General features: G+C 71.8%; 12 protein-coding genes. 6 read left to right on the plus strand and 6 right to left on the minus strand.

The window, feature by feature from the left end:
• Nucleotides 1-10: 10 nt before the first annotated feature.
• From ACYU8V_RS18350 to ACYU8V_RS18360, 3 genes are read right to left on the minus strand one after another with little or no spacing between them, the layout of a single operon-like run.
• Complete coding sequence (locus tag ACYU8V_RS18350) at nucleotides 11-973, minus strand: PDR/VanB family oxidoreductase (RefSeq protein WP_460849371.1); 963 nt, start codon at nucleotides 971-973, stop codon at nucleotides 11-13.
• A gap of 31 nt (nucleotides 974-1,004) precedes the next feature.
• Nucleotides 1,005-2,357: a glutamine synthetase family protein gene (locus tag ACYU8V_RS18355; protein ID WP_460849373.1), complete on the minus strand. Its 1,353-nt coding sequence runs from the start codon at nucleotides 2,355-2,357 to the stop codon at nucleotides 1,005-1,007.
• Between the two features lie 32 nt (nucleotides 2,358-2,389).
• Nucleotides 2,390-3,862, minus strand: coding sequence for an APC family permease (locus ACYU8V_RS18360; RefSeq protein WP_460849375.1), 1,473 nt, complete (start codon nucleotides 3,860-3,862; stop codon nucleotides 2,390-2,392).
• A 179-nt stretch (nucleotides 3,863-4,041) separates the two neighbouring features.
• Between ACYU8V_RS18360 and ACYU8V_RS18365 the strand changes: the two genes are divergently transcribed.
• A complete protein-coding gene (locus ACYU8V_RS18365; RefSeq protein WP_460849377.1) occupies nucleotides 4,042-4,542 on the plus strand; it encodes a MarR family winged helix-turn-helix transcriptional regulator in 501 nt (166 codons plus the stop codon).
• Between the two features lie 585 nt (nucleotides 4,543-5,127).
• Here ACYU8V_RS18365 and ACYU8V_RS18370 read toward each other — a convergent pair.
• Together ACYU8V_RS18370 and ACYU8V_RS18375 are read right to left on the minus strand one after the other, a co-directional pair.
• Complete coding sequence (locus ACYU8V_RS18370) at nucleotides 5,128-5,856, minus strand: gamma-glutamyl-gamma-aminobutyrate hydrolase family protein (protein WP_460849378.1); 729 nt, start codon at nucleotides 5,854-5,856, stop codon at nucleotides 5,128-5,130.
• Between the two features lie 65 nt (nucleotides 5,857-5,921).
• A complete protein-coding gene (locus tag ACYU8V_RS18375; RefSeq protein WP_460849380.1) occupies nucleotides 5,922-7,532 on the minus strand; it encodes an amidase in 1,611 nt (536 codons plus the stop codon).
• Nucleotides 7,533-7,726: 194 nt separating this feature from the next.
• Between ACYU8V_RS18375 and ACYU8V_RS18380 the strand changes: the two genes are divergently transcribed.
• The 5 genes from ACYU8V_RS18380 to ACYU8V_RS18400 all read left to right on the plus strand — a co-directional run bounded on the left by ACYU8V_RS18380 (nucleotide 7,727) and on the right by ACYU8V_RS18400 (nucleotide 13,605).
• On the plus strand, nucleotides 7,727-8,794 hold the full coding sequence (locus ACYU8V_RS18380; RefSeq protein WP_460849382.1) for a helix-turn-helix transcriptional regulator: 1,068 nt from the start codon (nucleotides 7,727-7,729) through the stop codon (nucleotides 8,792-8,794).
• A gap of 115 nt (nucleotides 8,795-8,909) precedes the next feature.
• Entirely contained in the window at nucleotides 8,910-10,037 is a 1,128-nt protein-coding gene (locus tag ACYU8V_RS18385) for a class II histone deacetylase (protein WP_460849383.1), read from the plus strand.
• Between the two features lie 16 nt (nucleotides 10,038-10,053).
• Complete coding sequence (locus ACYU8V_RS18390) at nucleotides 10,054-11,076, plus strand: sugar ABC transporter substrate-binding protein (RefSeq protein WP_460849385.1); 1,023 nt, start codon at nucleotides 10,054-10,056, stop codon at nucleotides 11,074-11,076.
• A 25-nt stretch (nucleotides 11,077-11,101) separates the two neighbouring features.
• Nucleotides 11,102-12,610 carry a sugar ABC transporter ATP-binding protein gene (locus ACYU8V_RS18395; protein ID WP_460849387.1) on the plus strand — a complete coding sequence of 503 codons (1,509 nt, stop codon included), beginning with the start codon at nucleotides 11,102-11,104 and terminating at the stop codon, nucleotides 12,608-12,610.
• Nucleotides 12,607-13,605 (plus strand): ABC transporter permease, encoded by a 999-nt coding sequence (locus ACYU8V_RS18400; protein ID WP_460849389.1) that lies wholly within the window; start codon nucleotides 12,607-12,609, stop codon nucleotides 13,603-13,605. Before ACYU8V_RS18395 ends, ACYU8V_RS18400 begins: the two co-directional genes overlap by 4 nt.
• On the opposite strand, the gene ACYU8V_RS18405 is transcribed toward ACYU8V_RS18400, so the two are convergent.
• Nucleotides 13,597-14,190, minus strand: a complete 594-nt coding sequence (locus ACYU8V_RS18405) for a nucleoside triphosphate pyrophosphohydrolase (protein WP_460849390.1) — start codon at nucleotides 14,188-14,190, stop codon at nucleotides 13,597-13,599. The genes ACYU8V_RS18400 and ACYU8V_RS18405 overlap by 9 nt on opposite strands.
• Nucleotides 14,191-14,196 lie beyond the last annotated feature (6 nt).

Consider the following 14,196-nt stretch of genomic DNA (forward strand, 5'->3'; position numbering starts at 1 on the left):
CGCGGTCTCCTCAGAGGTCCAGGGTCAGCCGGCCGGAGCGGCAGCGGGACACACAGATCATCATGAACTCGTTGGACTCCTTCTCCTCGTCGTTGAGGATCGAGTCGCGGTGGTCCACCTCGCCCTCGACGACCTCGGTCTCGCAGGTCCCGCAGACGCCCTCGAGGCAGGAGCCGACGACGCTGACGCCGGCATCGCGGCAGACCGCGAAGATCGACTTGTCGGCGGGCACCTCCAGGGTCAGGCCCGAGCGCTGGAGCACCAGCTCGAACGCCTCGTCGTCACCGGTGTCGACCTCCTTGGCGGCGAACCGCTCCAGGTGCAGGCTGCCCGCCGGCCACGTGGCGCAGCGCTGCTCGATCGCGTCCAGGAACGGCGTGGGGCCGCACGCGTAGACGAGCGTGTCGGGCTGGGGCGTGCCGAGCAGGCCGTCCAGGTCCGGGAAGCCGTCGGTGTCCTGGGGCACGAGGGTCACCCGGTCGGCGTACCGCTCCAGCTCGTCGCGGAACGCCATCGAGGCCAGCGAGCGGCCGCCGTACACCAGGCGCCAGTCGGCGCCAGACGCCTCGGCCTCCAGGATCATCGGCAGCATCGGGGTGATGCCGATGCCCCCAGCGAGGAACAGGTAGCGCTTCGACGCCACGAAGGGGAAGTGGTTGCGCGGGCCGCGGACCGTGACCGGCGTACCGGCGGAGAGCTCGGCGTGCACCGCCTTGGAGCCGCCCCTGCTGTCGGGGGCGCGGAGCACCCCGACCCGCCAGCGGCCGGCTTCGGCGGGGTTGCCGCACAGCGAGTACTGCCGGACCAGGTCCTCGCCGAGCACCAGGTCGACGTGGGCACCGGGCGTCCACGGCGGCAGCGCCGAGCCGTCGGCGGCCGCCAGGGTCAGCGCGACCACGTCCTCGGCGACGGTGGCCGCCTCCACGACGGTCAGCTCCGCCTCGAACTCGCGCACGATGGGCTGCGAAGTCATCGGTCTCTCTCCTCTCCCGGGAACGCCCCACTCACAGGTGGTAGGCGTACTCCCGGAACTCCCAGTCGGTGACCCAGTGGCTGAACCGCTCCAGCTCGTTGCGCTTGTAGGCCACGAAGGTCTCGACGAACGTCGGGCCGAGCAGGTCGGCCAGGTCCTTGTCCTGCTCCAGCGCGTCGATCGCGGCGCCCAGGCTCTCGGGCAGCTTGTCGGCCTTGGAGGTGTCGTAGCCGTAGCCCTCGAGCTTGGCCGGGGGCACGAGCTCGTCGCGGATGCCCAGGTACGCCGCGGCGAGCAGCCCCGCGACCGCGAGGTAGGGGTTCGCGGAGGCATCGCCCAGGCGCAGCTCCATCCGGGACGCGCGACCGCGCTCCGGCGGGATCCGCACCATCGCGCTGCGGTTGTCCAGGCCCCAGTCGACCAGCCACGGCGCGAGCGTGTCCGGCCCGAACCGCTTGTAGGAGTTGACGGTCGGGTTGCTGATCGCGGCCAGCGCCGGAGCATGCGCGAGTACGCCGGCGATGGCGGAGCGGGCCACCTTGGACAGCCCGTCCTCGCCGGCCGGGTCGTCGAAGATCGGCCGGCCGTCGGCGTCCACGGTGCTGAAGTGGATGTGGAAGCCGGAGCCGCCCTCGTCGTTGAACGGCTTGGCCATGAAGGTCGCCATCTTGCCGCGCCGCCGGGACAGCTCCTGCACGGCGGTCTTGAACCGGAAGGCGCGGTCGGCAGCGTCCAGGGCGTGGGAGTGCCACAGGTTGATCTCGAACTGCCCGCTGGAGAACTCGTGGTTCGCCGCCACCACGTCGATGTCGTACGCCGCCAGGTCGCGCAGCGAGGACAGCAGCGTGTTCTCCGGGTCGCCCTTGAGTCCTGACACGTAGACGTTGCCCGCGGCCTCGCCGTACCGCCGGAAGCCGTTGGGGGCGCTCGCGTCGGGCTCGAGGACGTAGAACTCGAGCTCCGGGCCGACGATCGGGGTCATGCCGAGCTCGGCGAACCGGTCGACCACGCGCTTGAGGACGTTGCGCGGGCCCTCCTCGGAGCGCGAGCCGTCGGGGTTGAAGACGTCGGCGATGGCGTGCGCGACACCCGGCTCCCACGGGACCTTGCGGATCGTGGCGAGGTCGGGGAAGGCCACGATGTCGGGCAGGCCGGCCGACAGGCCGCCGGCGATGTCGACGACGTCGCCCATCGGCGAGGTTCCGTAGACCGAGCGGCAGAACGCCACGCCGTCGCCGACGGTCCGGTCCAGCTTGTCGACCAGGACGTCGCGGCCGCGCTCGGTGCCGATCAGGTCGCTGTAGCCGATCCGGAGGATGTCGATGCCGTCGGCGAGGAGCCGGTCGGCCGTCTCGCGCAGGGCGCCCTCGTCGCAGTGCTCCACCGTCGGGTCTCCTTCTCGGTCGTGGGTCTTCATCATCGGGTGACAGCGACGCTGTCGGCGAGGGCTTCGTCGAAGCGCTCGAGGTCGGAGTCGAGGGCGGCGTACACGCTCGGCCGCTGCGACCTCAGGTAGACGGCGTAGCCGATGCCACCCACGAGGGCCGCGACCAGCAGCCAGGGCAGCTTGGTGATCGCCGGGTCGGTCGAGCCGGCGACGATCGTGAAGTGCCGGAAGGCGAGCGCCACCGCGAAGCACAGGCCCAGGAAGCCCAGGCCCGGAGCGACCAGCGTGGAGCCGATCCGCGGGTCCTGCTTGCGGCGGAAGTGGACCACGATCGACAGCGCGGCGAGTGCCTGGAGGACGAGGATCGCCAGGGTGCCGAAGCCGAGCATGCTCGGGACGACGGTCAGGATCGGGTCGGCGCCGCCGAGCTTGAAGGCGATTGCTACGACGACCGCGAAGCCGGCCTGGACCGAGCTGGCGACGTACGGCGAACCGCGGCGGCCGGTCGTCGCGAGGACGTTCGGCAGGATCCGGGCGCGGCCGAGCGAGAACAGGTAGCGGCTCGCGGAGTTGTGGAAGGCCAGCATCGCGGCGAACAGGCTGACCAGGAGCAGCCACTGCATGGTGTTGGTGAGGAAGGTGCCGACGTAGCCCTGGGCGACGCTGAACACGAGGTCGCCGGTGGCGGCGTGGTCGCCGGCGGTCTGCTGGGCCTCGGCGATGCCGGTGGCGCTGACGAGGGCCCAGGTCGTGACGCCCAGAACGATGCCGATCAGGGTGATGGCGATGTACGTCGCCCGCGGCACCGTCGTGAGCGGGTGCTTGGCCTCTTCGCTGAACAGCGAGGTCGCCTCGAAGCCGAGGAAGCCGGTGGCGGCGAGCAGCAGGCCGATCGGCAGCGAGCCCGAGGTGATCGCGTGCCAGGAGAAGGCGTCGAACGAGTAGCCGTGCTTGAACAGGACCGCGACGTCGAAGATGACCAGGATCGAGGTCTCGAGGACCAGCGACACACCGAGGATCTTGGAGCTGAAGTCGACGCCGCGCAGGGCCATCAGGTAGGCGACGAGCATCGAGGCCAGGCCCCAGAACAGCCAGGAGAAGAAGCCGCCCATGACCCAGTGAGTCTGGGTCTGGATCACGACCCACATGAAGAAGCCGCTGGTGCCGATGGTGCCGACGACGAAGAAGTTGTAGCCGAGCATCGCGATGAAGCCGGCGGCGAGACCCGCGGGCCGGCCGAGGCCCTTGACCACGAAGGCGTAGAACCCGCCCGCGTTGACCAGCTCGCTCGACATCTTGCCGTAGCCGATCGCGAACAGCAGGAGCACGACCGCGACCGCGAAGAACGCGAACGGGGTGCCGCCGCCGTTGCCGAGCGCGATCGCCAGCGACGCCACCACGACCATGCCGGTGAGCGGCGCGACCGCGGCGAGGACGAGGAAGACGATCGCGCCGACCCCGAGCGCGTTCTTCTGCAGTGTCGTGTTGACCGAATCGGACATCGGTCCGCCTCCTTGGTCGTGCGCTGGGGCCTGTCGCCGTCGCGCTCCGGAAAGTCGTTCGGATCCGTACGATAGCCGGATGTGACCCGGAGCACCATGCCTCAGGGCAAAATTGTTCGGGTCCGAATTACTTTGTGCCCTACCGGCCGCCGGCTCCGGCGATGGCTACTCTGATCGACATGCCCGACCGCCACACGCTCGCCGAGACCGAGAAGGCCATGAAGGACCACGTGGGCGACCTGCCCCTGGACTTCAAGGCCGCGAACGCGCTCTCCAACCTGTTCCGCGCCGCCAACGCGGTGCGCAGCGAGCTCACCAACCGGGTGCTGCGCAAGCACGACATGACCTGGACCGGGTTCGTCGTGCTGTGGGTGGTGTGGATCTGGGAGGACATGGAGACCCGGCACGTGGCCGAGTCCGCCGACATCTCCAAGGCCACCCTCACTGGCGTCGTCAAGACCCTGGAGGCCCGCGGCCTGCTGCAGCGCGAGGGCGACCCCAAGGACGGCCGCCTGGTCCGCCTCCGCCTCACCACCGCCGGGATCGCCCTGATGGAGCAGATCTATCCCGAGTTCAACGCCGTCGAGTCCGAGATCATCGGCAAGCTCTCCGACCGGCGGGTCAGCGCCTTCACCAGCACGCTGCGCGACGTGGTGATCGCGGTGGAGGGCGAGGAGTAAGGCTCTCCTGCGGGGCTGGTGCGGGCGGCCGCACCTTAGCGGAGTCGGCACGGGCTTCGCCCGCGCCGCCGCTTCGCGGCCGCCCTGCGGGTCGGTGTCGTGTCGCTGGACCCCATGGGTCACCTGACCCATGGGATCGAGCGAGCTGGATCCGTGATCGGGGAGTTCTCCCGGCATGTGGTGCCGGGCGGACTCCCCATTGCGTCCCCCGGCACAGCCCAGGCCCGGCCTGACCGGCCGGGACGTACAAGATCGCCCGCACGGGTGATCTTCAGAGGCGCGGCAGCCCCAAAGCGCGTCAACATCGCCCGCACGGGCGATCTTGCACACCTGATCCACCCGCTAGCGACGATGGGCCAGGTGACCCATAGTCCTTAGCGCCTCGACACCCACCCCCGCTGGCGGCCGCGTAGCGGCGGCGCGGGCGGAGCCCATGCCGTTGTCGCGCCGTCCAGCCGTGCGCCAGGGCCCCGCAGTCAAGGACGGCCGAAGGCCGCCGCGCAGCGGCGCGAACGAAGTGAGCGTCCTTGACGGCGGGAGGCGCACGGCTACGGTGCGGCCGCCCACACCGACCCCGAGGAACCCTCAGGCCACCAGTCGCCCGGCGGCGTACGCCCGCGCGGCCTCGACGAGCGCCGAGAAGAGGGCGGCCTGGCGCGGGTCGGTGGCGGCGGTGTCCTCGGGGTGCCACTGCACGCCGAGGTACCACCCGGGGCCGCCGAGCTCGACGGCCTCGATCACGCCGTCGGGAGCGTGGGCGACGGCGCGCAGACCGGTGCCGAGGCGGCCGAGGGCCTGGTGGTGGAAGCAGGAGATCTCGGGGCGCTCCCCCACCACCGCCGCCAGGACCGAGCCGGGCTCGACGGAGATGGGCTGGACGACGTGGCGATGGGTGCGGTCGCCGAGGTCCTGGACCAGGTCGCCGCCGAGACCCACGTTGACCACCTGGTTCCCGCGGCAGATCGCCAGCAGCGGCACGCCGCCCTCGAGGGCGAAACGCGCGACCGCCAGGTCGAAGGCGTCCTGCTCCTCGTCGACGTCGTACAGGGTGTCGTGGTCGCCCTGTCCCGACCAGCGGGAGGCGAGGTCGCCGCCGCCGGGCAGCAGCACCCCGTCGGCGAACCAGAGCCGCTCGGCCACGGCCTCGACGTCGATCCGCGCGTCGGTCGCGACCGGGTGGACGACCAGGGGCTCCCCACCGGCGGCGTACACGGCGTCGACGAGCGCTCGCGCGGTCACGTCGGCGCCGTAGCGCAGGGCCGCGGCGGACGAGGAGAAGCGGGCCGGGATGGCGATCAGCGGACGGCGGGACATGCAGGACCTCCAGATTGTTCGTTCCCGAACGATATCGGACGGACCCGCCCCCGGTCACCCCCTGGTCACGGCGCGATCAGCGGCGGCAGGTGCTTGTCGAAGTCGGTCGCGCGGTCCCAGGCGGCCGCGAACTCGAGCACGCCGGCGTCGTCGTGGTTGCGGCCGAGGACCTGCACCCCGATCGGCAGGCCGTCCCCGCTGAAGCCCGCCGGAGCGGCGAGGGTCGGCGCTCCCAGCATGGTCCCGATCGCGGTGACCTCCATCCACCGGTGGTACGACGACATCGGCGTGCCGTTGATCTCGCTCGGCCACTCCTCGTCGGCGACCGCGAACGGGAAGATCTGGGCGGTGGGCAGCACGACGTAGTCGTAGGTCTCGAAGAGCTTGCGGAACGCCTGGTACATCGCGGTCCGCTTGACCGAGCCGTTCCAGGCGTCGATGCCGGAGATCGCCGGGTTGCCGTCGGCACCGACGAGCAGGCCCTCGATCTCGTAGATCGCCTCGGGCTTCATGTGGGCGCGGAAGGCGGGGACGTCGTACAGACCCTTGAGCAGGCCGCCCTCCATCCAGTGCCGGAACACCAGCCAGGCCGGCCAGAGGTCGGCGTTGCCGGCGAAGCCGGGGCCGGTCGGGAGGCCGTCGAGCCGGTCGACCCTCATGCCCATGCCCCGCATCCGGTCGACGGCCGCGCCGGTCACGGTGAGCACCTCGGGGTCCATCGGGAGATAGCCGCCGAGATCCGCCATCCAGGCGACCCGGCGCCCGCGCATCGAGGGCCTGCCCTTGATCGGCGGCACGTCCTGGTCGATGGAGAGAGGGGCGCGGACGTCGTACCCGGCGAGGGTGTCGAGCAGGAGCGCCAGGTCGTTCGCCGTGCGCGCGATCGGGCCCTCGGTGCCGCCCTGCTGGATGAACTGCTCGGTGCCCAGTCCCGGCACGCGTCCGTACGACGGCCGCAGCCCGTACACGTTGTTCCATCCCGGAGGGTTGCGCAGCGAGCCGAAGAAGTCGCTGCCGTCGGCCACCGGGAGCATCCGCAGCGCGACCGCGACCGACGCGCCGCCACTGCTGCCTCCGGCGGACCTGGTCTGGTCGTAGGAGTTGAGGGTGGTGCCGAAGACCTTGTTGAAGGTGTTCGAGCCGAGGCCGAACTCGGGGGTGTTCGTCTTGCCGATGAAGATCGCCCCGGCGGCCCGGACCCGCTCGACGAAGAGCGCGTCGGCGGTGGCCGGCGGCGCGGCGGGGACGCCGGGCTGGCCGAAGAAGCCGAGCGAGGTCGGCATGCCCTTGACGTTGGCGAGGTCCTTCACGGCCTGCGGGAAGCCGTGCATCCAACCCTGGTAGGTGCCCGCGGCCAGCAACCGGTCCTTCTCCGCGGCCTCCGCCAGCAGATCGGCACGCGGCCGCATCGCGACGATGGCGTTCACCTTCGGGTTGAGGTCGGCGATGTGGTCGAGGTACGCCGTCATTACCTCCACGCAGGTGACCGTGCGGTTGCGGATGGCGACCGAGAGCTCGGCGGCGGACCACTGGACGATGCGGCTCAGGTCGGCGGGTCGCGAGACCGTCGGCCAGACGGGGGCGGCAGAGGCGCGGGACGCTGTCGCTGCGGCGGCACCGACGGCCAGGCCGCCTGCGGCTCCGGCGACGACGGCACGACGGGAGAGGGTGCTCATGAAGGTCCTTCCAGACCGTTGACCGAGATCGTTCCGATACGAACTAGTTCATTCGGACCCGAACAGTAAGTGGTGCCGGTCACATCCGCAACCCCTCTGTTCCCGCCCTGGGCGCCTCGCTCGCGACCCTTGCCAGCGGCCGCCGCGGTCCCTACCTTGAGAACTCACGACCCCGTCCTCACCGTGGGGAGAGCATGGAAGCACCGGTTCGGGCACCCGGCCCGCGCACCGTCTCGGACCGCTTGATCGACCTCCTCGGCGACCTGGCATCCGTCGCCACGCCCGAGGACGCCACCGCCGCCCCCGACCTCCTGGCGCGTCTGGCCGACTGCTGCGGCGCGGCCGCGTGCCAGCTCGACACCGCCGTCACCGGCGCCGACGAGGTCCAGGTCCCGGCATTCCAGACCGTCGCCACCGTCGGCTACGACCCGGACGTCTCCAGCCACCTGTGCACCGAGCTCGCCCGCTCCCCCCACGGCCGGCTCGTCCTCGACGCCCCCACCGGTCGGCGCATCGCCGACGACACCTTCGACTTCCGCGCGTCGGCGTCGTACCGCGACGTCCTCCACCCGGCCGGGTACGCCGACGGCGTCTCCATCGCCCTGCGCGACACCCACGCACAGCTGGTCGGCCTGCTGCACCTCTCCGCGCACGACTCGCGCGACTTCGCGCCCGAGCTCACCGGCGCGCTGCGCCCGCTCGGCCAGGCGTTCGCGCGGCTCACAACCGTCGCCACCTGCTCGACCCCCGATGTCACCCTCCCCCGCGAGTACGCCGTGGCGCGGGTCGACGCGGCAGGGCGCCCGACCCCCGTCGTCGGCCGGGCGCCGCTGCACGTGGCGCTGGACGAGGAGCTGATGGGCATCGTGCGCGGCGTGCTCGGGACCCGCACGGAGTTCGCCACCTTCCTGCACCAGCAGAACGGCCGCCTGGTCGAGGTGCGGGTCCACGCGCCCCGGCCGGGCCGCGGCCGACAGCCCTTCACCATCGCGACCCGCCCGGCACCGACCACCCTGGGCCTGACGCTGCGCCAGCTCGAGGTCCTCACCGCCGTCGCGACCGGCGCCGGCAACCGGGACATCGCCGAGGAGCTGTGCCTCACCCAGCGCACCGTGGCGGCGCACGTCGAGGCGATCCTGAGCCGCCTCGGCGTCTCGTCGCGGGCGGGTGCCGCGGCCAAGGCGACCGCCGCCGGCGTACTCCTCCCGAACGCGGACCCGGACTCGGTCCGGTCGCTGGCACGGGTGCTCCAGCGCCCCTGACATTTTCCGTTCGGGGCCGAAAGACTGGCAATTCTGCCAATGACCCGGGTCACGGCCCGCGCCCACGATGTGAGGGCTGCGCCGGACCCGCCGGCGCCCCACGTCAGGAGCGACCATGGCGACCGGGTACGTCTATCACGAGGTGTTCGGCTGGCACGACACCGGCACGAACGCGGGGCTCTTCCCGGCCGACCACCGTCGGGGCATCCAGCCGTTCCAGCACTTCGAGAACGCCGAGACCAAGCGGCGCATCCACGAGCTGGTCGTCGTCTCGGGGGTCATCGACCGGCTGACCCGGATCGCGCCGCGCAAGGCGACCGACGAGGAGATCCTGCTCGTCCACACCGAGGAGCACCTGGACCGGATCAAGCACGGTAGCGACCAGCCCAAGGGCGGTGACTCCGGCGACGGGCTCAGCCCGTTCGGGCCCGGCGGCATCGAGATCGGCCGGCTGTCGGCCGGCGGCATGATCGAGGCGACCGCGGCGGTCGTCGAGGGCCGCGTCGACAACGCCTACGCCCTCATCCGCCCGCCCGGCCACCACGCCCGTCCCGACACCGGCATGGGCTTCTGCATGTTCTCCAACCTGGCCATCGCGGCCCAGGCGGTACGCCGCTCCCACGGGATCGAGCGGATCGCGGTCGTCGACTGGGACGTCCACCACGGCAACGGCACCCAGGCGGCGTTCTACGACGACCCCGACACCCTCACCATCTCGCTCCACCAGGACCGGGTCTTCCCGCCCGACACCGGGATGATCGAGGAGCGCGGCGAGGGTGCCGGCCACGGCTACGCGCTCAACCTGCCGCTGCCCCCGGGAACCGGATCCGGCGGCTACCTGTCGGCCATGGAGCGCGTCGTGCTGCCCGCGATCGAGCGGTTCCGCCCCGACCTGATCCTGGTGGCGAGCGGCTTCGACGCCAACGCGGCCGACCCGCTGGCGCGCCAGGGGCTGACCAGCTCGACGTACCGCACCATGACCCGGCAGCTGCTCGACATGGCCTCCAAGGTCTGCGGCGGCCGGCTCGCGATGAGCCACGAGGGCGGCTACAACCCGGTCTACGTCCCGTTCTGCGGGCTCGCCGTCATCGAGGAGCTGGCCGGGGTGACCGAGCCGCTCGAGGACCCCTACGAGCCGATCTTCGGCGGCATGGGCCAGCTGGAGCTGCAGCCCCACCAGACGGCCCTGCTCGACCGGGTCGCCCCCTTCGTCTCGGACATCACCGCGCCCGCCGGCGCCTGAGCACCAGGAGAACACCATGAGCACCGAGACCCACCGCGACGTGTCCCGCCGCAGCTTCCTCGCCTGGACCGGAGGCGCCGGCGCGGCCGTGCTGCTGGCCGCCTGCAGCGCCCCCTCCCAGGAGAGCGGCGACGGCAAGCGGATCGCCGGCTCCGCGGACGACCTGAAGAAGATCGCCTTCGACTACCCCTTCACCTTCCTGCCCGTCTACGCCGGCGTCACGAAGTTCGCCAAGCAGCGGGCAGCCGAGCTCGGCGTCAGCCTCAACGAGACCAACGACGCCGGGAAGCCGGACGCCCAGGCCTCCAACCTGAACAGCCTCATCGCCCAGAAGGTGCCGGCCATCGTGTCCTTCCCGATGGTCTTCGAGGCCCTCGAGACCCAGGCCGCCCAGGCGCTCGCGAACGGCCTGATCTGGGTGACCTACGGCGGCACCCTGAAGCACCAGAGCGCCTCGATCCAGTTCAGCTTCGAGAAGGGCGGTCAGCTGCTCGGCGCCGACGCCGCGAAGTGGGCCAACGACACCCTCGGCGGCAAGGGCAAGATCGCGTTCCTCGTCGACAACACCATCCAGCTCGGCATCGAGCGCACCAAGGGCATGATCGACGCGTTCACGGCCGCCGCGCCGAACGTCGAGGTCGTCGCCAAGGCGCAGGCCATCGACCCCGACGGCGGGCTGACCACGACCAAGGCGATCCTCGCCCAGCACCCCGACGTCAACATCGTCCTCGGCATTACCGACGGCGCGGCGTACGGCGGCTACAAGGCGCTGCTCGAGTCGGGCCGCTCGCAGACCGACGCGAACACCTACGTCGGCGGGCAGGACGGCGACCTCGGCTCGCTGCAGCTGATCGACCAGGGCACGATCTACCGCGCCTCGGCCGCCCTCCAGCTGCGCGACCTCGGCAACGCCATCATCGACGTGCCGCGAGCGGTCGCCGCCGGGAAGAGCGACGCGGACGCGAGCATCAACGTCCCGATCGCGCTGGTCAAGAAGGGTGACGCGCTGCTCACCTCGATCATGTCCCAGTACAGCTGAGCGAGCGCCGGCCATGGCACTGCGCGTGACAGCACTCCACAAGTCCTTCGGCGGCGTCCGCGCGCTGCGGGGCGTGGACCTCACCATCGAGCCCGGTGAGGTCCACGCCCTGCTCGGGCACAACGGCGCCGGCAAGTCGACGCTGATCAAGGCGCTGGGTGGGGCGTTCACCCCGGACAGCGGCGAGATCCAGGTCGGCGAGAGGAAGTACGCCGGGCTCACGCCGCGCCAGTCGATCGCCGCCGGGATCGCGATCATCTTCCAGCACCTCAGCCTGGTCGACTCGCTCTCGGTGGTCGACAACATCTTCCTGGGCCAGGAGGTCGCCCGTGTGGGCGTCGTGTCCCGCCGGGCGCAGCGGGACCGGGCCACCGCGCTGCTGGAGCGGCTGGGCGCGCACTGCACCGTCGACGACCGGGTCGGGACGCTGCCCATGGGCCAGCGGCAGCTGGTCGAGATCGCGAAGGCGCTGAGCCGCGACCCCGTCGTACTCATCCTGGACGAGCCGACGGCGGCGCTGTCCGCGCACGAGATCGCCACCCTGGAGCGGACCGTGCTGCGGCTCAAGGAGCAGGGCCTGGCCATCTGCTACGTGACCCACCTGCTCGGCGAGGTCGAGCGGCTCGCCGACCGGATGACGGTCCTGCGCGACGGCCGCGTGCACTCCTCGACGAGCCTGGCCGGCAAGACCCGCGCCGACATCATCGCCGCGATCGCCGAGCCGCCGGCGGCGCTCCCGCCGCGGGCACCGGTGCACGAGGCCGACCCGCCGCAGCTGCGGCTCGAGGGCCTCAGCGGGATGGGGGTCGGGCCGATCGACCTGGAGGTCCGGCCCGGCGAGATCGTCGGCCTCTTCGGGCTGATCGGCTCGGGCCGCACCCGCACCCTGGAGCTCACCTACGGCCGGCACCGCCGACGCGGGCGGGTCGTCGTGGGCGGCCGCGCCGTCGACCGGGCCACCCCGCGCGCCGGCCTGCGGGCCGGGCTCGCCCTGGTCCCGGGCGACCGCGCCGGGCAGGGGCTCTTCGCCTCCCTGTCGGCGCTCGACAACGCGCTGCTGCCGGCCCAGGGGACCCTGTCCCGGTTCGGCCTGCGGAGCAGGTCGGCCGAGCTGGCCGCGTTCGACCGGATGAGCAAGGAGCTCAAGGTGAACCCGGCGACCCCCGCCGCCCCGGCCCGCAGCTTCTCCGGCGGCAACCAGCAGAAGCTCCTGCTCGGCCGGTGGATCAACGGCGTGCTGCCCACCACCGTGCTGATGCTCGACGAGCCCACCCAGGGTGTCGACGTGCAGGCGCGGCACGAGATCTACCGCGTCGTCCGCACGATCGCCTCGGAGCGGCGTACGGCGGTGCTCTTCGCCTCGACCGACCCCGAGGAGATCGTCGCCCTCGCCGACCGCTGCCTGGTCATGCGCGAGGGACGGATCGCCACCGAGCTGGTCGGCGACGCCATCACCGAGGACGCGCTCCTCGACTCCATCCACCACCCGACCACCCACTCCAGCCACTCCACCAGCCAGGAGGCCGTGCGATGAGCACTCCCCCATCCGTCCGCCGGCTCGGGCGCTACCCGCTGCTGCCCGTCGTCCTGCTGATGACCGTCGGCTTCCAGATCTGGACCGGCAGCTTCTTCAACCACCAGAACCTGCTCGGCATCGCCTCGGACAGCGCGACGCTCGCGATCGTCGCGGTGCCGTCGGCCCTGCTGGTGATCAGCGGCTACCTGGACCTCTCCGTCGGCTCGACCTGGGCGCTCGGCGCCGTCGCGGCCGGCTGGTGGGCGTCCTCGCACCAGGGCAGCCTGCTCGGCTGCGTGCTCTTCGCGGTGCTCGCCGGCCTCGCAGTCGGTGCCGTCAACGGTCTGCTCTGCTGCGGCCTCGGGCTGTCGCCGTTCATCGTGACCCTCGGCTCGCTGACCGCCGTCCGCGGTCTCGCCCAGCAGCTCGCGCCGCTGCCGCTGACCGGGTTCAGCCCGAGCTTCGCGTGGCTGGGCGGATCGAGCACCGCCGGCATCCCGACGCCGGTCGTCCTCGCGGTGGTCGTGGTGCTCGCCGCCGCCTTCGTGCTGCTCGCGACGCCCGTCGGCCGGCACGTCTACGCGATCGGGGTGTCGCGCGAGGCGGCGTACCTGTCCGGCGTACGGGTGCGGACGGTGCCGTTCGCGCTCTTCCTGCTCACCGGCGCCACCGCCGGCCTGGCCGGTGCGATCAAGGCCTCGATCCTCGGCGCCGTCCAGTCCGGTACGTCGGGGCTCGGCTTCGAGCTCGCGGTCCTCACCGCCGTGCTCGTCGGCGGCGTGGCCCTCAGCGGCGGCTCCGGCTCGCTGTTCGGGGTCGTCCTCGGCGTCGCGTTCCTCGGCATCCTGCAGAACGGCCTGACCCTGATCGGCGTACCCACGTTCTGGCAGCAGGTCGCGCAGGGCGTCGCGCTGATGGTCGCCGCCGGCCTGGCCTACCTCGGGCCGCGGCTGGAGGCACTGACCGCGGTCAAGCCACCCTCGGTGAAGGAGCCGGTGGCGGCCTCAGCCTGAGAGCCGGGCCCGTACGACGTCGCGCAGCGCCTGCTCCGGGTCGACCCCGGCCTCGCGGGCCTCGGCCACCAGCGCGAGCAGCCGCTCGCCGAGGTCGGCGGCGGCCGGGTCGACCTCGGCCGGCCGCCCCTCGTCGGCGAGTCGGCCGAGCAACTTGTCGGCGTACAGGAGCGCGGGGAGGGTGGGTGGGATGCCCTCCTCCGGGGAGGTGCGGCCCTTCTCCGCGGCCTTGATCCGCTGCCACTGCGCGTCGACCTCCTCGATGGTGAGGGCCTCGGCGCCGTCGTCGATGTGCGGGTTGCGGCGGATCAGCTTCTCGGTGATCCCGCGCGCCACCTCGTCGAGGTCGAAGACCCCCGCCTCCTCCGCGATGACGGCGTGGAAGACGACCTGCAGCAACAGGTCGCCCAGCTCCTCACGCAGGTGGTCGTGATCACCGCGGTCGATGGCCTCGAGCGTCTCGTGGGTCTCCTCGAGCAGGTAGCGCGCGAGGGAGCGGTGGGTCTGGGCCTGCTTCCACGGGTCCCTCGCCCGCTGCCGCCGCATCACCGCGACGAGCTCGGCGACGGCGTCGCCCCCACTCATGGGAGG

It is taken from the genome of Nocardioides ultimimeridianus (genome assembly GCF_054777895.1).